This is a genomic window from Streptomyces sp. NPDC006261, from assembly GCF_040613515.1.
In the GTDB taxonomy this organism is placed as follows: Bacteria; Actinomycetota; Actinomycetes; order Streptomycetales; family Streptomycetaceae; genus Streptomyces.
The window spans coordinates 24409-51395 of record NZ_JBEXSI010000004.1; the positions used below are offsets into that span (position 1 = coordinate 24409).

Genomic DNA, 26987 nt, shown 5'->3' on the forward strand with positions numbered 1-26987 from the left:
CCTTACCAGCAGGTACGCTCATCGCGATATGAGCAGCGAGAACCTCCCCCAGAGCCCTGAGCGCCCCGAGAGCCCTGAGCAGCAGCGCCGCAAGCCGCGTGTGGCCGTCGTGTTCGGCGGCCGCAGCTCCGAACACGGCATCTCGGTCGTCACGGCCGGCGCCGTCATGAAGGCCATCGACCGGACGAAGTACGACGTCCTGCCGATCGGCATCACGACGGACGGCCGCTGGGCGCTCACCGCGGACGATCCCGAACGCATGGCCATCACCGACCGCAAGGTCCCCGACGTGGACCGGCTCACCGAGTCCGCCGAGGGCAGCGTCGTGCTCTCTGTGGACCCCGGCAGCCGCGAGGTCGTCTACACCGAACCCGGCTCGGTGCCCAAGGCGCTCGGCGAGGTCGACGTCGTCTTCCCCGTGCTGCACGGCCCGTACGGGGAGGACGGCACCCTTCAGGGGCTGCTCGAACTCTCCGGTGTGCCCTACGTCGGCGCGGGCGTCCTCGCCTCGGCGGTCGGCCAGGACAAGGAGTACATGAAGCGCGTCTTCATCTCCTTCGGGCTGCCGGTCGGACCGTACGAGGTCGTCCGCCCGCGCGAGTGGGACCGCGACCCCTCCGCCGTACGCAAGCGGATCGTGGACTTCGCCGGTGAGCACGGCTGGCCGCTCTTCATCAAGCCCGCCCGCGGCGGCTCCTCCATGGGCATCACCAAGGTCGACGAGCTCTCCGGCCTCGACGCGGCGATCGAGGAGGCCCGCCGCCACGACCCCAAGTTCCTCGTGGAGTCGCTGCTGCGCGGCCGCGAGATCGAGTGCGGGGTGCTGGAGTTCGAGGACGGACCGCGCGCCAGCGTGCCCGCCGAGATCCCGCCGGTCACCGCGCACGAGTTCTACGACTTCGAGGCGAAGTACATCGACTCGGCCGCCGGTCTGGTGCCCGCCCCGCTCACCGCGGAGGAGACCGCCGAGGTCCAGCGGCTCGCCGTCGCCGCCTTCGACGCCACCTCCTGCGAGGGCCTGGTGCGCGCCGACTTCTTCCTCACCGAGGACGGCACCTTCGTCATCAACGAGATCAACACCCTGCCGGGCTTCACCCCGATCTCCATGTACCCGCGCATGTGGCAGGAGAGCGGCGTGAGCTACCCGGAGCTGGTCGACCGGCTGATCCAGGCCGCGTTGACCCGCTCCACCGGACTGCGCTGAGAGACCAGGAAGGCCGGGACGGCGAGGGCCGTCCCGGCCTTCCTGGCGTGGGGCATCCGTCTTCGTGGACCGCGGGGCGGCGCGGCGCAGTACGATCGCCCCGTCAGCGCGCGGAGGATCACGGTGCCGGGGCGGAGAACCGTGGTCGAAGACCGCGCGTCCCACGCGCGGCACCGGACGGGGGTCAGAGGTGGACGACCGGACAGGTCAGGGTGCGCGTGATGCCGTCCACCTGCTGCACTTTGGCGACCACCATGCGGCCGAGTGCATCGACCGTGTCGGCCTGGGCCCGCACGATCACGTCGTACGGACCGGTGACGTCCTCTGCCTGGATGACTCCCGGAATCTTGGAAATGGTCTCGGCGACGATCGACGCCTTGCCCACCTCGGTCTGAATGAGGATGTACGCCTGTACCACGGAACCTCCAGGGCGGCCACGAGGATCATGTGGGGGAAAGGGACGCCACGTTATCGCGTCGCCGAGGGTGACGGGGAGACCTACGGGCCGTGTGACGTCCACAGCGTGGCGTGCGGAGTGCGGAAGTTGACGTATCCCTTGGCGGTGCCGACAGCTCTTTCGACGGTACCGACAGCAGTGACGGCTCGCGACCGGGGGCCCGGACGGGTGTCCGGGGCGATAAATGAGAGGTGAGACTCGGTGAAGGGAACCGTGGGCGAGTTGGGGGAGTTCGGGCTCATCAGAGAGCTCACGTCCCGGCTCACCACCACTCCGGCGGTACGGCTGGGGCCCGGCGACGACGCCGCGGTCGTGGCCGCTCCCGACCGCAGGGTCGTGGCCAGTACGGACATCCTGCTGGAAGGGCGGCACTTCCGCCGCGACTGGTCGACGGCGTACGACGTCGGCCGCAAGGCGGCGGCGCAGAACCTCGCCGACATCGCCGCCATGGGCGCCGTGCCCACCGCGCTGCTCCTCGGCCTCGTCGTCCCCGCCGACCTCCCGGTCACCTGGGCCGCCGAGCTGATGGACGGGCTGCGCGACGAGTGCCAGGTGGCGGGGGCGGCCGTCGTCGGCGGGGATGTGGTCGGCGGCGACACCATCACCGTCGCCATCACCGCCCTCGGCGACCTGCGTAACCACGAACCGGTCACCCGCTCCGGCGCCCGGCCCGGCGACGTCGTCGCCGTCACCGGCTGGCTCGGCTGGTCCGCCGCCGGATACGCCGTGCTCTCCCGCGGTTTCCGCTCGCCCCGCGCCTTCGTGGAGGCCCACCGCCGCCCCGAACCGCCGTACCACGCGGGCCCCGCGGCCGCCGGCCTCGGCGCCACCGCGATGACCGACGTCAGCGACGGGCTGGTCGCGGACCTGGGGCACATCGCCGAGGCCAGCAAGGTCCGGATCGACCTGCGCTCCGGCCTCATCGACATCCCCTCGCAGATGTCCGACATCGGCCAGGCCGTCGGCGTCGACCCGCTCCAGTGGGTGCTGACCGGGGGAGAGGACCACGCGATCGTGGCGACCTTCCCGCCCGACGTGAAGCTCCCCGCCCGCTGGAAGGTGATCGGCGAGGTCCTCAACCCGTCCGCCCTGCCCCAGGTCACCGTCGACGGGGCGCCCTGGACCAGCAAGGGCGGCTGGGACCACTTCGGCGCGATCGAGGACAGCTACTAGCGCGGCCGAGCGCAGGGCTCACGCGTGAACCCTTGGCGCGCGCGTGCGCGTACTAGATTGCTGCGCATGCCCATACGTACCGCTGTACCACCACGCGTCCTCACCGTCGCCGGATCCGACTCCGGCGGCGGTGCGGGGATCCAGGCCGATCTGAAGACCATGCTCGCCCTCGGTGTGCACGGCATGAGCGTGATCACCGCCGTCACCGCGCAGAACTCCCTCGGCGTCCAGGGCGCGTGGGAGCTCCCGGTGGACGCCGTACGCGCCCAGTACCGCAGTGTCGCCGACGACATCGGCGTCCAGGCGGTGAAGACCGGGATGCTCTCCTCGGCCGCGCTCGTCGAGACCGTCGCCGACCTCCTCGCCGGGACGGACGCCCCCGTAGTCGTCGACCCGGTCGGGGTCTCCAAGCACGGGGACGCGCTGCTCGCCGCCGAGGCCCTCGATTCCGTACGGACGAAGCTGCTGCCCGTCGCCACGGTGGCCACCCCGAACCTCGACGAAGTGGCCCAGCTCACGGGCGTCACGGTCACCGACGAGGACGGAATGCGCCGGGCAGCCGAGGAGATCCTCGCGTTCGGACCGCGCTGGGCGCTCATCAAGGGCGGCCACCTGCCCGGCGAGGCGGTCGACCTGCTCACCGACGGGAGCGCGGAACACTGGCTGCGCGCCCCCCGCTACGACAACCGGCACACCCACGGCACCGGCTGCACCCTCGCCTCCGCCATCGCCTCCGGGCTCGCGCTCGGTCAGGACGTGCCCACGGCGGTGGAGGGCGCGAAGGCATACGTCACCGGCGCGATCCGGGGCGGATTCGCGCTCGGCGGCGGCATCGGCCCGGTCGACCACGGCTGGCGGACCCGCCTCGCTGAATGATCACCGCGGGATGAGCGCAGCCGGATGTTCATCGCCGGATGAGCACAGCAAAAAGCCGGTCCACCGAGGTGGACCGGCTTTTCGGGCAACCGGAAGGCTGCGCTACGACGGATACGTCAGCGCGCGACCTTGCCGGCCTTGATGCACGAGGTGCAGACGTTGAGCCGCTTCGGCGTTCGACCGACCACGGCACGCACGCGCTGGATGTTGGGATTCCAGCGACGGGACGTACGGCGGTGCGAGTGCGAAATGCTGTTGCCGAAGCCCGGCCCCTTGCCGCAGACGTCGCAGTTGGCAGCCACGGGTCACTCCAAAGACTTCAGATGCACTTACAGTGAATTCCGGCGCGCCGGAATCATTGAATGAAGTGGCGGTACCGGAGGAATGGCCCGACTCTCATCGGGCAACCGAAGCAGCATACAACGCCTGCTTCGGAGATACGAAACTACCACGGGTTGGCCCACCGCCCTCCCGCCCCCTGTCCCGAACGGGACCCCCGCAAGCGGGCTAACCTGCGGTGCAGCCCGTTTGCCACGGCCGCTTCAAGGAGGACCATCGGTGCCGCAGCTCCCCGACGATCTGGACGCCGTCGCGGTGCGCACCTGGTGCTCACTGGCCCTGGAGGCCCTCGGCCGCGAGCGCGCGGAGATCGACGCGATCAACGTCTATCCCATCGCCGACGGGGACACGGGCACCAACCTCTATCTGACCCTCGAGTCCGCCGCCGCGGCCGTCGAAGCGGTCTTCGCCGCCCATGAGACCGGCACCACCGCACCCGCCACCGCCGACGCCGTACGCGCCATGGCGCACGGCGCCCTGATCGGTGCCCGAGGGAACTCCGGCACGATCCTGGCCCAGCTCCTGCGCGGCATGGCCGGGGTGCTGGCCGACGGCGGTGACGCGGCCCACCTGCGCCTCGCCCTGACCCGGGCCGCGGCGGCCGCCCGGCAGGCCGTCGCCCACCCGGTGGAGGGCACGGTGCTGACCGTCGCCACCGCGGCCGCCGAAGCCGCGCAGGGCGAGGAGCCGGACCTGTACGCCGTGGTGAGCAGCGCGTACGAGGGGGCGCGCGCCGCCCTGGCGAGGACCCCGGAGCAGCTCGCCGTACTCGGCCGGGCCGGAGTGGTGGATGCCGGGGGGCGGGGGCTGGTGGCGGTCCTGGGGGCGCTGGTGGAGGCGGTGACCGGGCAACCTCCGGTACGGGGGTCTCGTACCGGGTCCGGGAAGGCCGCGGCTCCTGTGGACGGGGGGCCGGTGGTGGGGCCGCCGGCGGGGGGCGTTCCGGCGGACGGCCTTGCCGTGGTGGAGGGCCCCCCCGAATGCCCCGAGGACGCGGACGGCGGCGGGCCCGCCTTCGAGGTGATCTACCTCCTGGAGGCCCGCGACGCGCAGGTGGACCGGCTGCGCACCCGGCTCGACGCGCTCGGTGACTCCCTGGTCGTGGTGGGCGGCGACGGGCTCTGGCACGTCCACGTCCATGTCGACGACGCCGGGGCCGCTGTGGAGGCGGGCGTCGAGGCCGGGCGGCCCTACCGGATCCGGATCACCCATTTCGCCACCGAGAGCGGCCACGACGTCCGCGTCCAGGCCGAACCCGCCCAGCGCGCCGTCGTCGTCGTGGTCCCCGGCGACGGCCTGGCCGGGCTCTGTACCGAGGCCGGCGCCACCACCGTGATCGCCCGCCCCGGCGAACCCCCCGCCAGCGGCGAACTGGTCGACGCCATCCGCCGCGCCCATGCCCGCGAGGTGGTGCTGCTGCCCAACGACGCGGCCCTGCGCCACACCGCGGCCGCCGCCGCCGAGCAGGCCAGGACCGAGGGGGTCAGGGTCGCCCTCGTCCCCACCCGCGCCGCCGTCCAGGGCATCGCCGCCCTCGCCGTCCACGAACCGGACCGGGGCTTCGACGAGGACGTCGTCGCCATGACGGCCGCCGCCGGCGCCACCCGCTACGCCGAACTCGCCGTAGCCGAGCGTCAGTCGTGGACCATGGCGGGCATCTGCCAGGCCGGGGACATCCTCGGCCTGATCGACGGGGATGTGGCCGTCATCGGCGCCGACGTCCCGGCCACCGCCCGCACCGTCCTGGACCGGATGCTGGCGGCCGGCGGCGAACTGGTCACCCTCGTCCTCGGCGAGGACGTCCCCGACGCGCTCGCCGACGCGCTGGAGGAGCACGTACGCGAGGGTTATCTCGCCGTGGACACCGTGGTCTACCGCGGCGGGCATCAGCGCGCACCGCTGCTGATCGGCGTCGAGTAGCCGCAGCCGGGGGCGTGTCGTCGCGCCCGGCGGACACTTGTCAGTGCCGTGGTGTGCAATGGATCGCGTGTCCTCGTTCGATGAACCTCTCAAGACGCTGCTCGGCGGAGCCACCGCGAAGGTGATGGCCGAACACCTCGACCTGCACACGGTCGGTGATCTGCTGCACCACTACCCGCGGCGGTACGAGGAGCGCGGCAAGCTGACCGCGCTGGCCGACCTCCCGCTGGACGAGCACGTCACGGTGCTCGCCCAGGTCGCCGACGCCCGCATCCTGATGTTCAACAACGGCCGGGGCAAGCGCCTGGAGGTCACGCTCACCGACGGCAGCGGCCGTCTCCAGCTGGTCTTCTTCGGCCACGGCGTCCACAAGCCGCACAAGGAGCTGCTCCCGGGCCGCCAGGCGATGTTCGCGGGCAAGGTCTCCGTCTTCAACCGCAAGATGCAGCTCGCCCACCCCACGTACCAACTGCTCGACGCCTCCGGCGCCGACGAGGCGACCGAGGCCGTGGACGCCTTCGCCGGACGGCTGCTGCCGATCTACCCCGCCTGCAAGCAGCTCGACTCCTGGCGGATCGCCAAGGCCGTCGACGCAGTGCTGCCCAGCGCACAGGACGCGGTGGACCCGCTGCCCGCCTCCCTGCGCGAGGGGCGCGGCTTCACCCCGCTGCCCGAGGCCCTGCTCAAGGTGCACCGGCCGAAGACGAAGGCGGATGTGGAGGACGCCAGGGCCCGGCTCAAGTGGGACGAGGCGTTCGTCCTCCAGGTCGCCCTGGCCCGCCGCCGGTACGCCGACACCCAGCTCCCCGCCGTCGCCCGCCGACCCGTCGCCGACGGCCTGCTGGACGCCTTCGACGCCAAGCTCCCGTTCACCCTCACCGAGGGCCAGGAGAAGGTCAGCAGGGAGATCTTCGACGACCTGGCCACCGAGCACCCCATGCACCGCCTCCTCCAGGGAGAGGTCGGCTCCGGCAAGACCATGGTGGCCCTGCGCGCCATGCTCACCGTCGTCGACGCGGGCGGCCAGGCCGCGATGCTCGCCCCCACCGAGGTCCTCGCCCAGCAGCACCACCGCTCCATCACCGAGATGATGGGTGAGCTTGCTGAGGGCGGCATGCTCGGCGGCTCGGACCGGGGGACGAAGGTCGTGCTGCTCACCGGCTCCATGGGCATGGCTGCCCGTCGGCAGGCCCTGCTGGACCTGGTCACCGGCGAGGCCGGCATCGTCATCGGGACCCACGCCCTGATCGAGGACAAGGTGCAGTTCCACGATCTCGGCCTCGTGGTCGTCGACGAGCAGCACCGCTTCGGCGTGGAACAGCGCGACGCCCTGCGCTCCAAGGGGAAGCAGCCGCCCCACCTCCTCGTCATGACCGCCACCCCCATCCCCCGTACGGTCGCGATGACCGTCTTCGGCGACCTGGAGACCTCCGTCCTGGACCAGCTCCCGGCCGGCCGCTCCCCGATCGCCAGCCACGTCGTCCCCGCCAAGGACAAGCCGCACTTCCTCGCCCGTGCCTGGGAGCGGGTCCGCGAGGAGGTGGAGAACGGCCACCAGGCGTACGTGGTCTGCCCCCGCATCGGCGACGACGCGGAGGAGGCGGACGGGAAGAAGGGGAAGGCCGCGAAGAAGGCCCCCGCCGAGGCTTCCGAGGAGGACCCGGAGAAGCGGCCGCCGCTCGCCGTCCTGGAGATCGCCGAAGAGCTCCGCGAGGGCGTGCTGGCCGGGCTGAGCGTCGAGGTGCTGCACGGGAGGATGCACCCGGACGAGAAGGACGACGTGATGCGCCGGTTCGCCGCCGGGGACGTCGACGTCCTGGTCGCCACCACCGTCATCGAGGTCGGCGTCAACGTCCCCAACGCCACCGCCATGGTGATCATGGACGCCGACCGGTTCGGCGTCTCCCAGCTCCACCAGCTCCGCGGCCGCGTGGGCCGGGGCTCGGCCCCCGGGCTCTGCCTGCTGGTCAGCGAGGCACACGAGGCGAGCCCCGCCCGCGCCCGCCTCTCCGCCGTCGCCGCCACCCTCGACGGCTTCGAGCTCTCCCGCATCGACCTGGAGCAGCGCCGCGAGGGCGATGTGCTGGGCCAGGCCCAGTCCGGGGTGCGCTCCTCGCTGCGGATGCTCACCGTCATCGACGACGAGGAGGTCATCGCCGCCGCCCGCGAGGAGGCCGTCGCGGTCGTCGCCGCCGACCCGGAGCTCGAGCACCTGCCGGAGCTGCGCACGGTGCTGGCCGCGCTGCTGGACAAGGACCGCGAGGAGTACCTCGACAAGGGCTGAGCGCGCAGGGGCGCCGGGGGAGAGGCGGACGGGCCGCTGCGGGCCGCACGCCATATCGTGGACGGAAGGGCCGCGCGCCCGCCGCGTGCCCCTGCAGCCACCCACGACCCCGAGGACCCGACACCCATGACCCGCGTGATCGCCGGATCGGCCGGCGGACGCCGCCTGGCCGTACCGCCCGGCACCGGCACCCGCCCCACCTCCGACCGTGCGCGGGAGGGCCTCTTCTCCACCTGGGAAGCGCTGCTCGGCACCCTGGAGGGCTTCCGCGTCGCCGATCTGTACGCCGGATCCGGCGCCGTCGGCCTCGAAGCGCTCTCCCGCGGCGCGGTTCACGCCCTGCTCGTCGAGGCGGACCAGAAGGCGGCGCGCACCGTCCGGGACAACGTCCGCACCCTCGGCCTGCCCGGCGCCGAGGTCCGTACCGGCAAAGCCGGGCAGATCGTGACAGGACCGGCGCCCTCGGACCCGTACGACATCGTCTTCCTGGACCCTCCCTACGCCGTCACCGACGACGATCTTCGCGAGATCCTGCTCACACTCCGTGCTCAGGGGTGGCTCACAGCCGATGCGCTCGTCACGGTGGAACGCAGCACCCGGGGCGGAGAATTCGGCTGGCCCGCCGGATTCGAGCCACTGCGGGCCCGTCGCTACGGCGAGGGAACGCTTTGGTACGGTCGCGCCGCCGCTACGTGCGAAGACGCACGATGACCGGACCGGAGAGCGAGGGAATCACAGTGCGCCGCGCCGTCTGTCCGGGGTCTTTCGACCCCATCACCAACGGACATCTCGACATCATCCAACGAGCCTCGAAGCTGTACGACGTGGTGCACGTGGCGGTGATGATCAACCAGTCCAAGAAGGGGCTGTTCACCGTGGACGAGCGGATCGGACTGATCCGCGAGGTCACCGCCGACTTCGGCAACGTGGAGGTGGAGTCCTTCCACGGCCTGCTGGTCGACTTCTGCAAGCAGCGGGAGATCCCGGCGATCGTGAAGGGCCTGCGGGCCGTCAGCGACTTCGACTACGAGCTCCAGATGGCCCAGATGAACAACGGCCTCTCGGGCGTCGAGACGCTCTTCGTGCCGACCAACCCGACGTACAGCTTCCTGTCGTCCTCGCTGGTCAAGGAGGTCGCGACCTGGGGTGGCGACGTCTCCCACCTGCTGCCGCCCACGGTCCACGAGGCGCTCACGAAGCGGCTGGACGAGCGCTGATCGGCTGACGGCCCGTCAGCAGGTGTCGGGCGGCCGTCGACTGGCCTTACAGTCGTCCCGTCCGTCTCCAACAGAGCAGCAGAGAGTGGCGAGCACACGGTGGACGTGCAGAAGAAGCTCGACGAGATCGTCGAAGCGGTCGGGAGCGCCCGATCCATGCCCATGTCGGCCTCGTGCGTGGTCAACCGCGCCGAGCTGCTCGCCATGCTCGAAGAGGTGCGCGAGGCCCTGCCCGGCTCGCTCGCCCACGCCCAGGAGCTGATCGGCGGCCAGGAGCAGTTCGCCGAGCAGGCCCGGCAGGAGGCCGAGCGGATCATCCGGTCCGCCCATGCCCAGCGCTCGTCACTGATCGCCGAGACCGAGATCGCCCGCCAGTCGCAGAGCGAGGCCGACCGGATCCTTGCCGAGGCCCGTCGCGAGGCCGAGGAGGTCCGGGCCGAGGCCGACGACTACGTCGACAGCAAGCTCGCCAATTTCGAGGTCGTCCTCACCAAGACCATCGGCTCCGTGGACCGCGGCCGCGAGAAGCTCCTCGGCCGCGGCCAGGGCCTGGACGAGCAGGGCTACCAGGACCCCGACTTCGCCGAGGCTCCTGAGCGCAGCGCCGACCCGGAGACGCTGCGGCAGCGGGCCGACGCGTACGTGGACGCCAAGTTCGGCGCCTTCGAGGCGGTGCTCGCCAAGACCCTGGAGGCGGTCGGCCGCGGCCGGCAGAAGCTGCACGGCAGGGTCGCCTCCGACGACCTCGGGGCCCACATGGCCGCCCAGGACGCGGCGGGCGCCCAGGGCCACACCAGCGACGCCGACTACCTGGCGGGCCTCGCCGAGCTGGCCGCCCCGGCGCCGCAGGAGGCGCCCCAGCGGCCGCTCTACCAGGAGCAGCAGCCCGAGTACCCGGCCCAGCCGCCGCAGGCCGAGCCGAGCTACGCGCAGGCTGAGTACGGACAGGCCGAGTACGCGCAGGCGTCGTACGGCTACCAGGAGCAGCCGCCGCACCAGGAGCAGCAGCCGCACCAGGGGCAGGACCCGTACGGCTACCAGCAGGTGCCGGACCCGTACGCGGCCTACCAGCAGCCCGCCTACGACCCGAACCAGTACCCGCCCCAGCCGCAGGCCCAGCCGGAGTACGACTGGCAGCAGCAGCAGCAGCCCCAGGTGCCCGCCCAGCAGAACCAGGGCACGCTGGACGAGACCAGCCTCTTCGACACCAGCATGATCGACCTGGAGCAGCTGCGCCGCTACGAAGAGGGCCGCTGACCGTAGGGGCCCGGGGGAGGCCCTGGGCCGATTGGGTGCTGAGCGGTCCGTCCAGTATCCTGAATCCTCGGTCGCACATAGGTCCGCGATCTCGCCTGCCCGTTTCGTCTACGAATCGGGACGATTTGACTCCGGACCGTAGACGGCCACTTCCCTCGCAGCACCGCACCCCATGATTTCGAAAGCAGGAAACGCCCTGAACGGCCACCTCGACCACCGCAACCCTCTCGTGTTCGATACGCGCGAGCTGGGTCGGCGTCCAGGTGCCCTGAAGCGGCTGACCCGCTCGGTGGACGCACCCGGTTCACCGGTTCTCGGTATCGACGGCGTCATCGGTGTGCCGGAAGGCGCGCCCCTGGAGCTGGACCTCCGACTCGAATCGGTCATGGAAGGGGTGCTTGTCACAGGTACCGCCCGTGCGAGCGCCGAGGGGGAGTGCGTAAGGTGTCTGGAGCCGCTGACCATTGAGGTCGACGCGGATTTCCAGGAGATGTTCTCGTACCCTGACGCCGATGACCGGGGCCGCAGCAGTGCGGCGGACCCGGCCGACGACGCCGAGGACGACGAGGACAGGTTCTTCCTCGAGGACGGCTTGTTCGACCTCGAGTCAGTGCTGCGTGACGCGGTAGTGCTCGCACTGCCCATGCAGCCGGTGTGCAAGGAGACCTGCGCCGGTCTGTGTTCCGAATGCGGAATCAGACTGGACGAGAACCCGGGCCACCACCACGACGCCGTCGACATTCGTTGGGCGGCACTGCAAGGACTCGCCGACACCGTTCAGGACGGCGAGAAGGACAACATGGGCGGCGCCGAACCGGGCGTCGACGAGAAGCAGGAGAAGTAGCCGTGGCTGTTCCGAAGCGGAAGATGTCGCGCAGCAACACGCGCCACCGCCGGTCGCAGTGGAAGGCTGCGGTCCCCACCCTGGTTTCGTGCGAGCGTTGCCAGGAGCCGAAGCTCCAGCACATTGCGTGCCCGAGCTGCGGCACCTACAACAAGCGCCAGGTCCTCGAGGTCTGAGCGGCTGGTGAGAGGCCCGATGTCTGAGTTGTCCAGTGCCAAGAAGCAGGCAGACAACGTCAACACAGCCTCGTCCCACACGCTTCTGGAAGGGCGGCTCGGGTATCACCTCGAGTCCGCCCTTCTGGTGCGTGCGCTGACCCACCGTTCGTACGCGTACGAGAACGGCGGTCTGCCCACCAACGAGCGGCTCGAATTCCTCGGGGATTCGGTGCTCGGCCTGGTGGTCACGGATACGCTGTACCGCACCCACCCCGACCTGCCCGAAGGCCAGCTGGCCAAGTTGCGGGCCGCGGTGGTCAACTCGCGTGCACTTGCGGAAGTGGGCCGCGGCCTCGAACTCGGCTCCTTCATCCGGCTCGGCCGCGGTGAAGAGGGCACGGGTGGCCGGGACAAGGCTTCCATCCTCGCCGACACACTGGAAGCAGTGATCGGCGCGGTCTATCTCGACCAGGGCCTCGGCGCGGCCTCGGAGCTGGTCCACCGGCTCTTCGACCCGCTGATCGACAGGTCCTCGAACCTCGGTGCCGGCCTGGACTGGAAGACCAGCCTCCAGGAGCTCACCGCGAGCGAGAGCCTCGGAGTCCCCGAGTACCTCGTCACGGAGACCGGCCCGGACCACGAGAAGACCTTCACTGCTGCTGCTCGCGTCGGTGGTGTCTCGTACGGCACCGGCACCGGCCGTAGCAAGAAGGAAGCGGAGCAGCAGGCGGCGGAATCCGCCTGGCGCGAGATCAGCGCCGCCGCAGAGGCACGGCAGGCCGCGGAGAAGTCCGCGGCCGACGGAGGGGCCGCCGACACCCCTGCCGACCCGTTGCCGAAGACGGACGCCGCTCCGGCCTGAAGCAGGACGAGAACCCCTCGGTGCCTTGTGCGCCGGGGGGTTCTCCCTGTCCCGGGGGCGGGTTCCGGAAGACCTGTTGCCCGTGTCCCGCCCGGGGAGCCGGCCCCGTGCCCCCGTACTACCGTCGTCGTGTCTGGAGTGGTCCACCGTGCCCGAGCTGCCCGAGGTCGAAGTCGTACGCCGGGGTCTGGAGCGCTGGGTCAGCGGCCGCACCGTCACCGACGTCGAGGTCCTGCACCCGCGCTCGGTCCGCCGGCACCTCGCGGGCGGCCCGGACTTCGCCGCCCGGCTGCGCGGGGTCCGGTTCGGTACGGCGATGCGCCGCGGCAAGTACCTCTGGGTGCCGATCGACGAGGCCGCCTCCTCGCTGCTGGGCCACCTCGGCATGAGCGGACAGCTGCTGGTGCAGCCCTCGGAAGCGCCCGACGAGAAGCACCTGCGGATCCGGATGCGGTTCGACGACGCGCTCGGCACCGAGCTGCGCTTCGTCGACCAGCGCACCTTCGGCGGGCTCTCGCTCCACGACACCACCGCCGACGGGCTGCCCGACACCATCGCGCACATCGCCCGGGACCCGCTGGACCCGCTCTTCGACGACGCCGCGTTCCACACCGCCCTGCGCCTGCGCCGTACGACGGTCAAGCGCGCGCTCCTGGACCAGTCGCTGATCAGCGGCGTGGGCAACATCTACGCGGACGAGGCGCTCTGGCGGGCCAGGCTGCACTACGACCGGCCGACCGCGACCCTCACCCGCCCGAGGTCGGCCGAGCTGCTCGGCCACGCCCGGGACGTGATGAACGCGGCTCTCGCCCAGGGCGGCACCAGCTTCGACAGCCTGTACGTCAACGTGAACGGTGAGTCCGGCTACTTCGACCGCTCGCTCGACGCGTACGGCAGGGAGGGCGAGCCGTGCCGCCGCTGCGGGACGCCGATGCGCCGCCGTGCCTGGATGAACCGGTCCAGCTACTTCTGCCCACGCTGTCAGCGGCCGCCGCGCGTCGCGTCGTAACGCGTCCGGGCGGCGAGTACGTCGTCCATCCGCCCCTCGACGAGATGGATGAGCCGGAGGAGCTGCTCCGCGACCTCGCGGCCGAACGGGGTGAGCTCGTAATCCACCCGGGGCGGATTGACCGGCTGGGCCTCCCGCAGGACGAGCCCGTCGCGCTCCAGGGCGTGCAGCGTCTGGGAGAGCATCTTCTCGCTGACCCCGTCGACCCGGCGGCGCAGCTCGTTGAACCGGAGGCTCTCCTCGTACAGTGCGCCCAGCGTCAGGCTGCCCCAGCGGCCGGTGGCGTGCTCCAGCGTGGAGCGTGAGGGGCACTGCCGGGAGAAGACGTCGAAGGCGAGGTCGCCCGTGTCGCTGGCCATGTCTCCAGCTTACGCGCGCACAGCGCTCATCTGAAGGGAGCGCTGTGCGGGCGTAAGTGGCCGGGCCGCCTACGGGTCAGAAGCCGAAGTTCTGGACCCACCACGGGCCGCCGGAGCCCTCGTGGATGCCGATACCGATCGTCGTGAAATCGCAGTTGAGAATGTTCGCGCGGTGGCCTTCGCTGTTCATCCAGCCGTCCATCACGGCCTGGGCGTCGGCCTGGCCGCGGGCGATGTTCTCCGCGCCGAGCCCCTGCACGCCGGCCTGGGCAGCCCGGTCCCAGGGGGTGTCGCCGTCCGGGTCGGTGTGGTCGAAGAAGCCGCGGGCCGCCATGTCCTGGCTGAAGTTCTGGGCGAGCGAGGTGAGCGGGGTGCTGGTGGTCAGCGGGGAACAGCCGACCTTCGCACGCTCCTGGTTCACCAGGGCCAGCACCTCGGCGCGGGCCGAGGTGCCGGAGGGCGAGGGGGCGGGCTTCTTGCTGGGCGGTGGCGGAGCGGCCGAGGTCTTCGGCGGCGCCGGGGCCTTGCTCGCCGGGGCGGTGCTCTTCTTCGGTGCCGTGATGGGCGCCTTCGACTCCTTGGACGGCGTGGCGGCCGGCTTCCGGGAGGGGGTGACCGGCTTCGACGGGGTCTTCGAGGCGCTGCTGGAGGGCGACTTCGACGGCGTCTTGGCCGGGGTCGTGGACGGCGACTTCGATGGGGCCTTCGACGGAGCCTCGGGGCGCTCGCTGCCCCGGCTGGCGGGGGAGGCGGACCGGTCGGCCGGGGCACTGGAGCCGCCCTGCTGGGTCAGCAGGTCGGGGGCGCCGCCGGTGCGCACCTGGTCCGCGGCGGTCCCGCCACCCGTGGTGTAGGTGTCGCCGCCGGGAATCAGGCCCGAGGCGACGGCGACCGCGCCGACCGCCATCGCGGCCGACGCTCCGAGGAGCCCGGTGCGCACGGGCACCGCGGACTTCTTCTTCCGGCGCGTGCCCCGGTGCCGCGAAGCCGCTCCGGCCGCGGGTTCTTCAGCGGCGGGGCCTGCGGCGGATCGTCGATGGCGTCCCATGCGCTGTGCCTTCCTGATGCTCCGGACGTCGACAGCGACGTCACCCGAATACCGGTCGATCTTGGTCCCCGTACTCACCCGAACGAGTGAGGCTATTGCGACGGGACTGTACGCCATGGCTCAAAGGGGCCGCCGTGCTCTTGGAGCAATTGGCCGGTTAGCGTTCGGGCATGAGCGAAGACGCACGGCTGGTCATCTGGGTACGCGGCCGAGTACAGCAAGTAGGCTTCCGCTGGTTCACCAGGGCAAACGCATTGGAGATCGGCGGACTCGTGGGCTTTGCACTCAATCTCGACGACGGTCGGGTGCAGGTGGTCGCCGAAGGATCACGTGACCATTGCCACCGTCTGCTGGATTGGCTGCGCTCCGACGACACACCCGGGCGCGTGGACGGAGTGACTGAGATCTGGGACACCCCGCGCGGCGGTTACGACGGATTCGCCATCCGCTGATACGGGCTCGCGTGGGCGCCCCCGTTCCGCTCGGTGAACGTGCCGGAACGAATGGTCACGAGCCGCCCCCGTCGGGCCCTCCACCCGAAATGACCTGCGAAAGGACCGCGCGGCGCCCGATGGTTGCCAGATGCGGGATGTCGTGCAAGGCTGCGGCATTGACGAAGATCCCCACACTCGTCGGGGTCCCGCAGGAGAGTCGCGCCGCATGAACGTCGGGCCGCGCGCCCCCGGGACACCTGGCTCCACGGGGTGTGATCGTGTTGACCGTCAAACTTTTTGGTGAGACGCTGAAAACCCCGCGCACCTTAGCTGTTCGGTAGAGCTGGTATGCAGCAGAACCGCAGTGATGACAGAGCCCTGCCGAGCACCGCGGGTGCGACCCCCTGACGACCCACACCGCATCGGTCGGTCACTCATTGTGGAGGACCATCCTCATGGCAAAGGCGCTTCTCGGTTACGTCGGCGGTTCCGACCCGCGACTCCTCGCCGAGATGCGACGGCTCCAGCAGCGCGTCCAGGACCTGGAATCCGAGCTCAACCGGATCCAGGACGAGAACGACGCGCTCAACGCCGCCGCTCAGCACCAGGAATCGTTGCTCGACAGCATCGACATCGACGTACCCCAGGGCGAGCCTGCGCTGACCTGACCGGTGGCCCCGTCGGGCCGGTCGGGCTGAGCAGTCTCAACAGCCTCGGAACATCTCTTCATATCTGATCCGTCCTGCGTCACGGATCGCCGTCCCCGGACGACCGGGTCCCTGACCGACAGGGCCGCCCTGCGTCCGGCACACCGGCAACGCACCACCCGGTGGTTGCCATGGCGACGCGCCGTGCAGGATCGAGCAGTTCTATGCACCACGCTCTACGCACCAAGAGCACCAAGCGCTACGCACCAAGATCTACAGGGACGCCTCGGCGTCCCTTTTTCTTTGCCCGAACCCCCCGGCCCCCGCCGACCCCCTCTCGCTTACCGTCTGATGTGCCCTGCACCTTCATGACCGAAACCGAGAGGGAAAGGTAGAGTCCGGCGGCGTGCACCTCAAGGCCCTGACCCTGCGTGGTTTCAAATCGTTCGCGTCCGCCACCACCCTGCGGTTCGAACCGGGGATCACCTGTGTCGTCGGCCCCAATGGGTCGGGAAAGTCCAATGTGGTGGACGCCCTTTCCTGGGTCATGGGAGAACAGGGAGCCAAATCCCTGCGCGGCGGCAAGATGGAAGACGTGATCTTCGCCGGGACGACCGGGCGGCCTCCGCTCGGCCGCGCCGAAGTGTCACTGACCATCGACAATTCCGATGGCGCATTGCCCATCGAGTACGCCGAAGTGACGATCACTCGGATCATGTTCCGCAATGGCGGCAGCGAATACCAGATCAATGGTGACACCTGCCGGCTGCTGGACATCCAGGAACTCCTCTCCGACTCCGGAATCGGCCGCGAGATGCACGTCATCGTCGGCCAGGGCCAGTTGGACTCCGTCCTGCACGCCGACCCGATGGGCCGCCGGGCCTTCATCGAGGAGGCTGCGGGAGTCCTCAAGCACCGCAAGCGGAAGGAGAAGGCGCTCCGGAAGCTGGACGCGATGGGCGCCAATCTCGCCCGCGTCCAGGACCTCACCGACGAGCTGCGCCGCCAGCTCAAGCCGCTCGGCCGGCAGGCCGCCGTCGCCCGACGGGCCGCCGTCATCCAGGCCGACCTGCGCGACGCCCGGCTCCGGCTCCTCGCCGACGACCTGGTGACCCTGCGGGACGCGCTGCGCGACGAGATCGCCGACGAGGCCGAGCTGAAGAAGCGCAAGGACGTGGCGGAGGCCGATCTGAAGGCGGCCCTCGCCCGGGAGGCCGAGCTGGAGGGCGAGGTGCGCCGCCTCGCGCCCCGGCTCCAGCGGGCTCAGCAGACCTGGTACGAGCTCTCGCAGCTGGCCGAGCGGGTCCGGGGCACGGTCTCACTGGCCCACGCCCGCGTCAGGAGCGCCACCGAGGCCCCCGCCGAGGAGCGCCGGGGCCGCGACCCCGAGGACATGGAGCGCGAGGCCGCCCGGATCCGCGAGCAGGAGGCGGAGCTGACGGCGGCCCTGGAGGCGGCCGAACACGCGCTGGAGGACACCATCGCCCACCGCGCCGACCTGGAGCGCGACCTGGCCGCCGAGGAGCGCCGGCTCAAGGACGCAGCCCGCGCCATCGCGGACCGCCGCGAAGGGCTGGCCCGGCTGAACGGCCAGGTCAACGCGGCCCGCAGCCGGGCCGCTTCGGCGCAGGCCGAGATCGACCGGCTGGCCGCCTCCCGTGACGAGGCCCAGGACCGCGCGCACACCGCCCAGGAGGAGTACGAGCAGCTCAGGGCCGAGGTCGAGGGCCTGGACGCCGGCGACCAGGAGCTGACCGCCCGCCACGAGGAGGCCAAGCATGCTCTCGCCGAGGCCCAGGCCGCCCACAGTGCCGCCCGCGAGGAGGCGACGGCCGCCGAGCGCAGGCGGGCCGCGGTCGCGGCCCGGCACGAGGCGCTGGCCCTGGGGCTGCGCCGCAAGGACGGAACGGGCGCGCTGCTCGGCGCCCGGGACCGGCTGGCGGGCTTGCTGGGCCCCGCCGCCGAACTGCTCACCGTCCGGCCCGGATACGAGGTACCGGTCGCCGCCGCACTCGGCGCCGCGGCGGACGCGGTGGCGGTGAAGGACCCGGCCACGGCCGCCGAGGCGATCCGGCTGCTGCGCGAGCAGGACGCGGGGCGGGCGGCGATGCTGCTGGGGGAGGGGGCGCCGGCGGACGGCGTCCGGCCCTGCCACGTACCGGGGCAGGGCGGGGCCGCGGCCCCGGAGCCGCCTCACGTTCCGGGGCAGAGCGGCGAACACGCGCCGGATGAGGGCCGTGCCGCCGCCCAGGTGCCCGCCCGCAGCGTGCCCTCCGGTGATACGGAAGCCGGCGCCCAGCTCCGCACCGAGAGCGTCACCACCCTCACCGGCGCCGCCCCCGCCGTCGCCGACCTGGTCACCGGCCCCGCCCCCCTGATGGACGCCGTACGCCGTCTCGTACGGGACACCGTCGTCGTCCCCGCCCTGGAGGACGCCGAGGCCCTCGTCGCCGCGCACCCCGGGCTGACCGCGGTGACCGGCGAAGGGGACGTGCTCTCCGCCCACTTCGCGCACGGCGGCTCCGCCGGGGCGCCCAGCCTCCTGGAGGTGCGGGCCTCCGTGGACGAGGCCGCCGCCGAGCTGGCCGACCTCGCCGTGCGGTGCGAGGAGCTGGCGCAGGCCCAGCGGCTGGCGGCGGAGCGCCGCACGGAGGGCGCCGCGCTCGTCGAGGAGCTGGGGGAGCGGCGGCGGGCGGCCGAGCGGGAGAAGTCGGGCGTCGCCCAGCAGCTCGGCCGGCTCTCCGGGCAGGCCAGGGCCGCGGCGGGCGAGGCCGAGCGGATGACCTCCTCCGCCGCCCGCGCCCAGGAGGCCCTGGAGCGGGCGGTGGAGGAGGCGGAGGAGCTGGCCGAGCGGCTGCTGGTGGCTCAGGAGGCCCCCGTGGAGGAGGAGCCCGACACCTCCGTACGGGACCGGCTCGCCGCCGACGGGGCCAACGCCCGCCAGACCGAGATGGAGGCCCGGCTTCAGGCGCGTACCCATGAGGAGCGCGTCAAGTCGCTGGCCGGACGTGCCGACGGCCTGGACCGGGCCGCCCGCACCGAACGCGAGGCCCGCGCCCGCGCCGAGCAGCGCCGGGCCCGCCTGCGGCACGAGGCGGCCGTGGCCTCCGCCGTCGCCTCGGGCGCCCGTCAACTCCTGGCCCACGTCGAGGTGTCCCTCGTACGGGCCGATCGGGAGCGGGCCTCGGCGGAGGCCGCGAAGGGCGGGCGGGAGCGCGAGCTGGCCGCCGAACGGGGCCGGGGCCGCGACCTCAAGGGCGAGCTGGACAAGCTCACCGACTCTGTCCACCGGGGCGAGGTACTGGGCGCCGAGAAGCGCCTGCGCATCGAGCAACTGGAGACGAAGGCCTTGGAGGAGCTCGGCGTGGAGCCTGCGGGGCTCGTCTCCGAGTACGGTCCCGACCAGCTCGTGCCCCCGTCGCCCGCGGCCGAGGGCGAGGAACTGCCGGAGGACCCGGAGCACCCGCGCAACCAGCCGAAGGCCTTCGTCCGCTCCGAGCAGGAGAAGCGGCTGCGGTCGGCCGAACGGGCGTACCAGCAACTCGGGAAGGTGAATCCGCTCGCCCTCGAGGAGTTCTCGGCGCTGGAGGAACGGCATCAGTTCCTGTCCGAGCAGCTCGAAGACCTGAAGAAGACCCGGGCCGATCTCCTCCAGGTGATCAAAGAGGTCGACGAGCGGGTCGAGCAGGTGTTCACGGAGGCGTACCGGGACACGGCCCGTCAGTTCGAGGGCGTCTTCGCCCGGCTCTTCCCCGGTGGTGAGGGGCGGCTGATCCTGACCGACCCGGACGACATGCTCGCCACCGGGGTGGACGTCGAGGCCCGCCCGCCGGGTAAGAAGGTGAAGCGGCTCTCCCTGCTCTCGGGCGGTGAACGGTCCCTGACGGCCGTGGCGTTGCTGGTCTCCATCTTCAAGGCCCGCCCGAGTCCCTTCTATGTGATGGACGAGGTCGAGGCGGCGCTCGACGACACCAACCTGCAGCGGCTGATCGGGATCATGGAAGAGCTCCAGGAGAGTTCCCAGCTGATCGTCATCACCCACCAGAAGCGGACGATGGAGGTCGCCGACGCTCTGTACGGCGTCTCCATGCAGGGTGACGGCGTATCGAAGGTGATCAGTCAGCGGCTGCGCTGACCCGGTCGGCGTATCCGCTGACTTTTTACCGAATCATCAGAGGTTCGACGCACCTTCCGTGCGTGCCTGGGTACACGCGCTGAGACCCGCTGTTTGACTTCGTTTCTTGAACGCATAACCTCTGCAAAGTTGATTTCACCTTCAAGTGGTGGCGAGCCCGATGGTGTGCCCCACTGGGAAGGCTCACCCCCCACGTCTGACTTGCGGCCAGGCATCAGGAGTTCATGTGACCAGCGCAGCGAACGGACCGGAGTCCGGAGCCCGAACGGCCCATCCGGACCACCTCGGCCATGTCATCTTCATCACGGCGGCCGCGGCGATGGGCGGCTTCCTCTTCGGCTACGACAGTTCCGTCATCAACGGGGCCGTCGAAGCGATCCGCGACCGGTACGACATCGGCTCCGGAACCCTCGCCCAGGTCATCGCCATCGCGCTGATCGGCTGTGCGATCGGCGCCGCCACCGCCGGCCGGATCGCGGACCGGATCGGCCGCATCCGCTGCATGCAGATCGCCTCGGTGCTCTTCACCGCCAGCGCCATCGGCTCCGCACTGCCGTTCGCGCTCTGGGACCTGGCGATGTGGCGCATCATCGGCGGCTTCGCCATCGGCATGGCCTCCGTCATCGGCCCGGCCTACATCGCCGAGGTCTCCCCGCCCGCCTACCGCGGCCGGCTCGGCTCCTTCCAGCAGGCCGCGATCGTCATCGGCATCGCCGTCTCCCAGCTGGTCAACTACGCGGTCCTGCAGATCGCCGACGGTGACCAGCGAGGCAAGATCCTCGGCCTGGAGGCCTGGCAGTGGATGCTCGGCGTGATGGTCGTCCCGGCCATCCTCTACGGGCTCCTCTCCTTCGCCATTCCCGAGTCCCCGCGCTTCCTCATCTCGGTCGGCAAAAAGGTCGAAGCCCGCAAGATCCTCGAAGAGGTCGAGGGCAACAAGATCGACCTCGACGCCCGCGTGGCCGAGATCGAGACCGCCATGCACCGTGAACACAAGTCCTCCTTCAAGGACCTGCTCGGCAACCGCTTCTTCTTCCTGCCCATCGTCTGGGTCGGTATCGGCCTGTCGATGTTCCAGCAGCTCGTCGGTATCAACGTCGCGTTCTACTACTCGGCGACGCTGTGGCAGTCCGTCGGCATCGACCCCACGGACTCGTTCTTCTACTCGTTCACCACCTCGATCATCAACATCATCGGTACGGTGATCGCGATGGTGCTGGTGGACCGGGTGGGGCGCAGGCCGCTTGCCCTCATCGGCTCCGTCGGTATGGCGCTCGCGCTCGCCGTCGAGGCGTGGGCCTTCTCCGCCGACCTGGTCGACGGGAAGCTGCCCGAGACCCAGGGCGTCGTAGCCCTGGTCGCCGCCCACACCTTCGTGCTCTTCTTCGCCTTGTCATGGGGTGTCGTCGTCTGGGTCTTCCTGGGCGAGATGTTCCCGAACCGCCTGCGCGCGGCCGCTCTGGGCGTCGCCGTCTTCGCGCAGTGGATGGCCAACTGGGCGATCACCGCCAGCTTCCCGAGCCTGGCCGACTGGAACCTCTCGGGGACGTACATCATCTATGCCTGCTTCGCCGTGCTCTCGATCCCCTTCGTGCTCAAGTTCGTGAAGGAGACCAAGGGCAAGGCGCTGGAGGAGATGGGCTAGCCCTCCTCTGTGCTCACGCGCTGCCCTGGTTCACTGCTGAGCCGGGGCGGCCCGCGTTTTCGGTGCTCCGCAGAACAGCCGCAGACTCCGCCACCCCTCCTCCACCGGCATTCCGCCGCAGAGCGGATGCAGCACCAGTGAGTCCGCGTCCAGCCCGGTCAGTTCCTCCGGCGTGACGATCCGATACACCCCCTCCTTACGCAGCTCCGCCACCGTCGTGGCGGCCGAGCGCACCGCCGAGCGGATGTCCTCGGACTGCCAGGAGGCGTACGTCCGGGCCTCGTGCAGCAGGTGCTCCCCGTACAGCGCCCACGTCCGCTCCGGGTCCTCGGACACATGGAGCAGCGGCGTCCGGGCCGCGGGCATCATGCAGAACCCCTCCGTCCCGTACCGCTCCCGCTGCTGGTGGTAGTACGCCTCCAGCTCCGGGAGGTGCGCGCTGGGGAAGAGCGGCAGCCCCAGTCGGGCCGCCCGCCGCGCCGCCGCTCCGGAACTGCCGCCGACCAGGAGCAGGGGATGCGGCCGCGTGTACGGGCGCGGGGTGACGCGTACCGTACGCCCCCGGTACGGAAACGGCTCCCCGGTCCACGCCGTCAGCAGCGTCTCCAGCAGCTCGTCCTGGAGCCTGCCGCGCCGCCGCCACTCCACGCCCGCCCGCTCGTACTCCTCGGGGCGGTAGCCGATCCCCGCGACCGTCACCAGCCTCCCCGCGCTCAGCAGGTCCAGCACCGCGATGTCCTCCGCGAGCCGCAGCGGGTCGTGCAGCGGCCCGATGATCGCCGACACCGTCACCGCGATCCGGCGGGTGGCGCCGAAGACCGCACCGGCGAAGGTGAACGGGGAGGGCAGCCAGGAGTTCGCCACCCCGTGGTGCTCCTCGGTCTGCACGGTGTCGACGCCGTGCTCGTCCGCGTACGCCGCCATCTCCAGGGCGGCGCGGTAGCGGGCCGAGAGGGTTGCGGGGGTGGCTTCGGGGTCGACGAGATTGAACCGGACCACGGTGAAGGCCATGACACGTGTCCCTTTCGCCGGATGGGCAGGGCGGGGCGCACCGTACCTGACGTATCGTCAGAAGGGTAGGGATCCGTAGCGGGCATTACCGCCAAAAGGTGTATACGGCTTCGATGGATCGCCGGGTGGCGTGCGGGGCCGTGCCCGTGCGGCGGCCGTGGCCGATACTGGACGGGTTATGGAACTCGTCGAAATCGTCATCCTCGCTGTCATCATCGCCCTGGCCGCTGTCGGCCTGGTCGGCGGGCTCGTCGTCGGCAGCCGCAAGAAGCGGAAGCTGCCGCCCCCGCCGCCGTCCACGCCGACCATCACTCCTCCCGCCGAGCCGCAGGTCGGCGAGGAGGCCGAGACGCCGCGCGACGAAGCGCGGCGCACCATCGACGAAGTCGGCCTCCCGGACGCCACCGCGCCCGTCGAGGAGGTCCCGGTCGTCGGGGCTCCGGCGCCGCCCGCGCTGGAGATCCCCGAGCCCACCGAGGGCCGGCTCGTCCGGCTGCGGGCCCGGCTCGCCCGTTCTCAGAACTCGCTCGGCAAGGGGCTGCTCACGCTGCTGTCCCGGGACAACCTGGACGAGGACACCTGGGAGGAGATCGAGGACACCCTCCTCACCGCCGACGTCGGTGTCGCCCCCACCCAGGAGCTGGTCGAGCGGCTCCGCGAGCGGGTCCGGGTGCTCGGCACCCGAACCCCCGAGGACCTCCGCGCCCTGCTGCGCGAAGAGCTGATCACCCTGCTCGGCCCGGACTTCGACCGTGAGGTCAGGACCGAGGGCGGCGCCGAGACCCCGGGCGTCGTGATGGTCGTCGGCGTCAACGGCACCGGCAAGACCACCACCACCGGCAAGCTGGCCCGGGTGCTCGTCGCCGACGGCCGCAGCGTGGTCCTCGGCGCGGCCGACACCTTCCGTGCCGCCGCCGCCGACCAGCTCCAGACCTGGGGCGAGCGCGTCGGAGCCCGTACGGTCCGCGGGCCCGAGGGCGGCGACCCGGCGTCGATCGCGTACGACGCGGTCAAGGAGGGCATCGCCGAGGGGGCCGACGTGGTCCTCATCGACACCGCCGGCCGGCTGCACACCAAGACCGGTCTCATGGATGAGCTGGGCAAGGTCAAGCGGGTCGTGGAGAAGCACGGTCCGCTGGACGAGATCCTGCTCGTCCTGGACGCCACCACCGGGCAGAACGGCCTCGTCCAGGCCAGGGTCTTCGCCGAGGTCGTGGACATCACCGGCATCGTCCTCACCAAGCTCGACGGCACCGCCAAGGGCGGCATCGTCATCGCGGTCCAGCGCGAGCTGGGCGTACCGGTGAAGCTGATCGGGCTCGGCGAGGGGGCGGACGACCTGGCTCCGTTCGAGCCCGGTGCCTTCGTGGACGCCCTGATCGGCGACTGACGCGCCTCACTCCGTACGGCGGACGGGCGGCGGCTCCCCCGAGGAGCCTGCCGCCCGTCCGCCGTTTCCGTACTCCTGCTTCCTGCTCACGACCGGTGGCAGGTGTACGCCAGTGTCCCCAGCAGCAGCCGCGCCGGTGGGGGAGCGGCGGCGGTGTCCAGCACCGGTGGGCGCAGCCAGCGGACCGGGCCGAGGCCGCCGAGGTCGGACGGTGGGGCGGTGATGTGCGCGCCCGGGCCCAGCGCCCGCAGGTCCAGGTCCGCGTCGTCCCAGCCCATGCGGTAGAGCAGGCCGGGCAGTTCCGCGGCGGCTCCGGGGGCGACGAGGAACTGCGCCCGGCCGGTCGGCGTCACCGCCACCGGCCCCAGCGGCAGCCCCATCCGCTCCAGCCGCACCAGCGCCCGCCGCCCGGCCTGCTCCGCCACGTCCAGGACGTCGAAGGTCCGGCCCACCGGCAGCAGCATCGAGGCGCCCGGCGTCTCGGCCCAGGCGTCCGCCGCGCTGTCCAGGCCCGTGCCCGCCGGGACCTCCCGGGCGAAGCCCAGCGGGTGGGCGCCGGGGGCGGGGCAGGCCCGCTGCCCGCACGAGCAGGCGCCGTCGCGGGCACGGGTGCCGGGCGCCACGGCCCAGCCCCAGAGCCCGGTGTACTCGGCCACCGCGGTGGCCTCGGCACCGCGGCCGCGCCGCCGTACACCGGAACGTTTCTCGCGGATGCCGCCGATCGTGAAGCCCATGCCCCCTCCAACGGGTCCGACTCATCGGTGGTTACGGCCCGGAGCGCTCGGGTAACCCTCCGTCGCTGCAACTCGATCGAGTGGCGTGCGCCGTGGTGCGCGAGGTGGTGCGGCGCGGTGCGCGCGCCCCCACGTGCTTCCGTACGCTCGTCATGGGTCGCGATGCCTCAAGTCAAGCGCTCCCAGCGGCAGTCGGGTTCATTCGAAGGGGTGGCGAATGGTGGCGTTTCCGCAATCCCCCTCGCGAGAGGGGTGATCGTAGGATTACCGTCGGTACACGAACCCTGGGAGCATGTGCGGTCACGGGTATGCCTCGGGCAACCCGGCTTCCTGTTCGATCGCGTGCAACTCCCGTACGAACAGCACCGATGCACGGCATTCTGATAGTGGTTCGCACGATGAAGGATTCAGCGGGAATGACGGGGAATGGGGGCGTTCCGGTGAGCGGCAGCGGCGCAGGCGATACGGATGCCGGTAAGCGTCCCAACGGGCAGTTGGGGACGTGGTTCGTACGCAGTGGCTGGTCGAAGGGCGAGCTGGCGCGCCAGGTGAACCGGCGGGCGCGGCAGATGGGCGCCCACCACATCAGCACGGACACCTCCCGGGTGCGGCGCTGGCTCGACGGCGAGCAGCCGCGCGAGCCGATTCCGCGCATCCTGTCCGAGCTGTTCTCCGAGCGCTTCGGCGCGGTCGTCGCCGTCGAGGGCCTCGGGCTGCGCACCGCGCACCAGTCACCCTCGGTGGCCGGCGTCGACCTGCCCTGGGCGGGCCCGCAGACCGTCGCCCTGCTCAGCGAGTTCTCCCGCAGCGACCTGATGCTCGCCCGGCGGGGCTTCCTCGGCAGCTCGCTCGCGCTGGCCGCCGGGCCCGCCCTGATCGAGCCGATGCAGCGCTGGCTGGTGCCCGTCCCGGCCAAGGGCCCCGGCGAACCGGAGACGGAGGCCGCCGCCCGCAGGCCCTCCCGGCTCTCCGGACCCGAGCTGGACCTGCTGGAGTCGACCACCGCGATGTTCCGGCAGTGGGACGCCCAGTGCGGCGGCGGGCTGCGCCGCAAGGCCGTCGTCGGGCAACTCCACGAGGTCACCGACCTGTTGCAGGAGCCGCAGCCGGCGGCCACCGCCAAGCGCCTCTTCCGCTGCGCCGCCGAACTGGCCGAGCTGGCGGGCTGGATGAGCTATGACGTAGGCCTCCAGCCCACCGCCCAGAAGTACTTCGTGCTCGCCCTGCACGCCGCCAAGGAGGCCGGGGACAAGCCGCTCGGCAGCTACGTGCTCTCCAGCATGAGCCGCCAGATGATCCACCTGGGCCGCCCCGACGACGCCCTGGAGCTCATCCACCTGGCGCAGTACGGCAGCCGCGACTGCGCCACCCCCCGCACCCAGGCCATGCTGTATGCGATGGAGGCCCGCGCCTACGCCAACATGGGCCAGCCCAGCAAGTGCAAGCGCGCCGTCCGGATGGCCGAGGACACCTTCCTCGACGCGGGACTGGACGGCGAGCCCGAGCCCGACTGGATCCGCTTCTTCTCCGAGGCCGAGCTCAACGGGGAGAACGCCCACTCCTACCGTGATCTGGCCTATGTCGCCGGCCGCAGCCCCACCTACGCCTCGCTCGCCGAGCCCGTCATGGAGAAGGCCGTCGAGCTGTTCGGCGAGGACGACGAGCACCAGCGCTCCTACGCGCTCAACCTGATCGGCATGGCCACCGTCCATCTGCTCCAGCGCGAGCCCGAGCAGTCCACCGTGCTCGCCGGACAGGCCCTGAAGATCGCCAAGAAGGTCCGCTCCGAGCGGGTCAACACCCGGCTGCGCAAGACCGTCGACACCGCTGCCAGGGACTTCGGCGACGTGGCCGATGTCGCCCGGCTCACCGATCTGCTCAGCGAACAGCTGCCGGAGTCCGCCGAAACGGTCTGATCCGGCACCACCGGCCCCGGCCGCGGCACGCCTCCGTACACCCCGACTCGGCTCCCCCATCGCCTGGT

24 protein-coding genes are annotated in these 26987 nt (G+C 71.2%); 18 read left to right on the forward strand and 6 right to left on the reverse strand.

Features of this window, described 5'->3' with window-relative positions; translation table 11 throughout:
* Positions 1 to 28 precede the first annotated feature (28 nt).
* Entirely contained in the window at positions 29 to 1204 is a 1176-nt protein-coding gene (locus tag ABZ154_RS03275) for a D-alanine--D-alanine ligase family protein (protein WP_356828545.1), read from the forward strand.
* 184 nt (positions 1205 to 1388) lie between these two features.
* Here ABZ154_RS03275 and ABZ154_RS03280 read toward each other — a convergent pair whose 3' ends face one another.
* On the reverse strand, positions 1389 to 1622 hold the full coding sequence (locus ABZ154_RS03280) for an Lrp/AsnC ligand binding domain-containing protein (protein WP_015611652.1): 234 nt from the start codon (positions 1620 to 1622) through the stop codon (positions 1389 to 1391).
* Positions 1623 to 1862: 240 nt separating this feature from the next.
* Here ABZ154_RS03280 and ABZ154_RS03285 point away from each other — a divergent pair, with 240 nt between their 5' ends.
* A complete protein-coding gene (locus ABZ154_RS03285) occupies positions 1863 to 2834 on the forward strand; it encodes a thiamine-phosphate kinase (protein WP_356828547.1) in 972 nt (323 codons plus the stop codon).
* 66 nt (positions 2835 to 2900) lie between these two features.
* On the forward strand, positions 2901 to 3710 hold the full coding sequence (gene thiD, locus ABZ154_RS03290; RefSeq protein WP_356828549.1) for a bifunctional hydroxymethylpyrimidine kinase/phosphomethylpyrimidine kinase: 810 nt from the start codon (positions 2901 to 2903) through the stop codon (positions 3708 to 3710).
* A gap of 116 nt (positions 3711 to 3826) precedes the next feature.
* On the opposite strand, the gene rpmB is transcribed toward thiD, so the two are convergent.
* Positions 3827 to 4012, reverse strand: a complete 186-nt coding sequence (rpmB, locus tag ABZ154_RS03295) for a 50S ribosomal protein L28 (protein WP_019762972.1) — start codon at positions 4010 to 4012, stop codon at positions 3827 to 3829.
* Positions 4013 to 4268: 256 nt separating this feature from the next.
* Here rpmB and ABZ154_RS03300 point away from each other — a divergent pair, with 256 nt between their 5' ends.
* From ABZ154_RS03300 to mutM, 9 genes are all read left to right on the forward strand, one after another.
* The gene (locus tag ABZ154_RS03300) at positions 4269 to 5969 is read left to right on the forward strand and encodes a DAK2 domain-containing protein (protein WP_356828552.1); all 1701 of its coding nucleotides are present in this window, start codon (positions 4269 to 4271) and stop codon (positions 5967 to 5969) included.
* A gap of 58 nt (positions 5970 to 6027) precedes the next feature.
* Positions 6028 to 8253 (forward strand): ATP-dependent DNA helicase RecG, encoded by a 2226-nt coding sequence (gene recG / locus ABZ154_RS03305; RefSeq protein ID WP_356828554.1) that lies wholly within the window; start codon positions 6028 to 6030, stop codon positions 8251 to 8253.
* A gap of 126 nt (positions 8254 to 8379) precedes the next feature.
* The gene (rsmD, locus tag ABZ154_RS03310; RefSeq protein WP_356828556.1) at positions 8380 to 8964 is read left to right on the forward strand and encodes a 16S rRNA (guanine(966)-N(2))-methyltransferase RsmD; all 585 of its coding nucleotides are present in this window, start codon (positions 8380 to 8382) and stop codon (positions 8962 to 8964) included.
* 26 nt (positions 8965 to 8990) lie between these two features.
* Entirely contained in the window at positions 8991 to 9470 is a 480-nt protein-coding gene (gene coaD / locus ABZ154_RS03315; protein WP_356828823.1) for a pantetheine-phosphate adenylyltransferase, read from the forward strand.
* Between the two features lie 99 nt (positions 9471 to 9569).
* Positions 9570 to 10727, forward strand: a complete 1158-nt coding sequence (locus ABZ154_RS03320) for an ATP synthase F0 subunit B (RefSeq protein ID WP_356828558.1) — start codon at positions 9570 to 9572, stop codon at positions 10725 to 10727.
* Positions 10728 to 10899: 172 nt separating this feature from the next.
* Complete coding sequence (locus tag ABZ154_RS03325; RefSeq protein ID WP_356828560.1) at positions 10900 to 11571, forward strand: DUF177 domain-containing protein; 672 nt, start codon at positions 10900 to 10902, stop codon at positions 11569 to 11571.
* 2 nt (positions 11572 to 11573) lie between these two features.
* Positions 11574 to 11747 carry a 50S ribosomal protein L32 gene (gene rpmF / locus ABZ154_RS03330; protein ID WP_003965982.1) on the forward strand — a complete coding sequence of 58 codons (174 nt, stop codon included), beginning with the start codon at positions 11574 to 11576 and terminating at the stop codon, positions 11745 to 11747.
* A 19-nt stretch (positions 11748 to 11766) separates the two neighbouring features.
* Positions 11767 to 12591, forward strand: coding sequence for a ribonuclease III (gene rnc / locus ABZ154_RS03335; RefSeq protein ID WP_356828562.1), 825 nt, complete (start codon positions 11767 to 11769; stop codon positions 12589 to 12591).
* 148 nt (positions 12592 to 12739) lie between these two features.
* Positions 12740 to 13600, forward strand: coding sequence for a bifunctional DNA-formamidopyrimidine glycosylase/DNA-(apurinic or apyrimidinic site) lyase (mutM, locus tag ABZ154_RS03340; protein ID WP_356828564.1), 861 nt, complete (start codon positions 12740 to 12742; stop codon positions 13598 to 13600).
* Here mutM and ABZ154_RS03345 read toward each other — a convergent pair.
* Both ABZ154_RS03345 and ABZ154_RS03350 read right to left on the reverse strand, forming a co-directional pair.
* A complete protein-coding gene (locus ABZ154_RS03345) occupies positions 13573 to 13959 on the reverse strand; it encodes a helix-turn-helix domain-containing protein (protein WP_356828566.1) in 387 nt (128 codons plus the stop codon). The genes mutM and ABZ154_RS03345 overlap by 28 nt on opposite strands.
* A 76-nt stretch (positions 13960 to 14035) precedes the next feature.
* On the reverse strand, positions 14036 to 15007 hold the full coding sequence (locus ABZ154_RS03350) for a CAP domain-containing protein (protein ID WP_356828568.1): 972 nt from the start codon (positions 15005 to 15007) through the stop codon (positions 14036 to 14038).
* Positions 15008 to 15177: 170 nt separating this feature from the next.
* Between ABZ154_RS03350 and ABZ154_RS03355 the strand changes: the two genes are divergently transcribed.
* From ABZ154_RS03355 to ABZ154_RS03370, 4 genes are all read left to right on the forward strand, one after another.
* On the forward strand, positions 15178 to 15459 hold the full coding sequence (locus ABZ154_RS03355) for an acylphosphatase (protein ID WP_356828570.1): 282 nt from the start codon (positions 15178 to 15180) through the stop codon (positions 15457 to 15459).
* A gap of 437 nt (positions 15460 to 15896) precedes the next feature.
* Positions 15897 to 16109: a hypothetical protein gene (locus ABZ154_RS03360; protein WP_003965973.1), complete on the forward strand. Its 213-nt coding sequence runs from the start codon at positions 15897 to 15899 to the stop codon at positions 16107 to 16109.
* 385 nt (positions 16110 to 16494) lie between these two features.
* Positions 16495 to 20223 (forward strand): AAA family ATPase, encoded by a 3729-nt coding sequence (locus tag ABZ154_RS03365; RefSeq protein WP_356828572.1) that lies wholly within the window; start codon positions 16495 to 16497, stop codon positions 20221 to 20223.
* Positions 20224 to 20449: 226 nt separating this feature from the next.
* On the forward strand, positions 20450 to 21868 hold the full coding sequence (locus ABZ154_RS03370) for a sugar porter family MFS transporter (RefSeq protein WP_356828574.1): 1419 nt from the start codon (positions 20450 to 20452) through the stop codon (positions 21866 to 21868).
* Positions 21869 to 21898: 30 nt separating this feature from the next.
* On the opposite strand, the gene ABZ154_RS03375 is transcribed toward ABZ154_RS03370, so the two are convergent.
* Positions 21899 to 22879 (reverse strand): LLM class flavin-dependent oxidoreductase, encoded by a 981-nt coding sequence (locus tag ABZ154_RS03375; protein ID WP_356828576.1) that lies wholly within the window; start codon positions 22877 to 22879, stop codon positions 21899 to 21901.
* Between the two features lie 178 nt (positions 22880 to 23057).
* Between ABZ154_RS03375 and ftsY the strand changes: the two genes are divergently transcribed.
* Positions 23058 to 24269 (forward strand): signal recognition particle-docking protein FtsY, encoded by a 1212-nt coding sequence (gene ftsY, locus ABZ154_RS03380; protein WP_356828578.1) that lies wholly within the window; start codon positions 23058 to 23060, stop codon positions 24267 to 24269.
* A gap of 86 nt (positions 24270 to 24355) precedes the next feature.
* Here the strand turns inward: ftsY and ABZ154_RS03385 are convergent, their stop codons facing one another.
* Positions 24356 to 25003 carry a bifunctional DNA primase/polymerase gene (locus ABZ154_RS03385; protein ID WP_356828580.1) on the reverse strand — a complete coding sequence of 216 codons (648 nt, stop codon included), beginning with the start codon at positions 25001 to 25003 and terminating at the stop codon, positions 24356 to 24358.
* A gap of 440 nt (positions 25004 to 25443) precedes the next feature.
* Here ABZ154_RS03385 and ABZ154_RS03390 point away from each other — a divergent pair, with 440 nt between their 5' ends.
* A complete protein-coding gene (locus tag ABZ154_RS03390; RefSeq protein ID WP_356828825.1) occupies positions 25444 to 26919 on the forward strand; it encodes a hypothetical protein in 1476 nt (491 codons plus the stop codon).
* Positions 26920 to 26987: the final 68 nt, after the last annotated feature.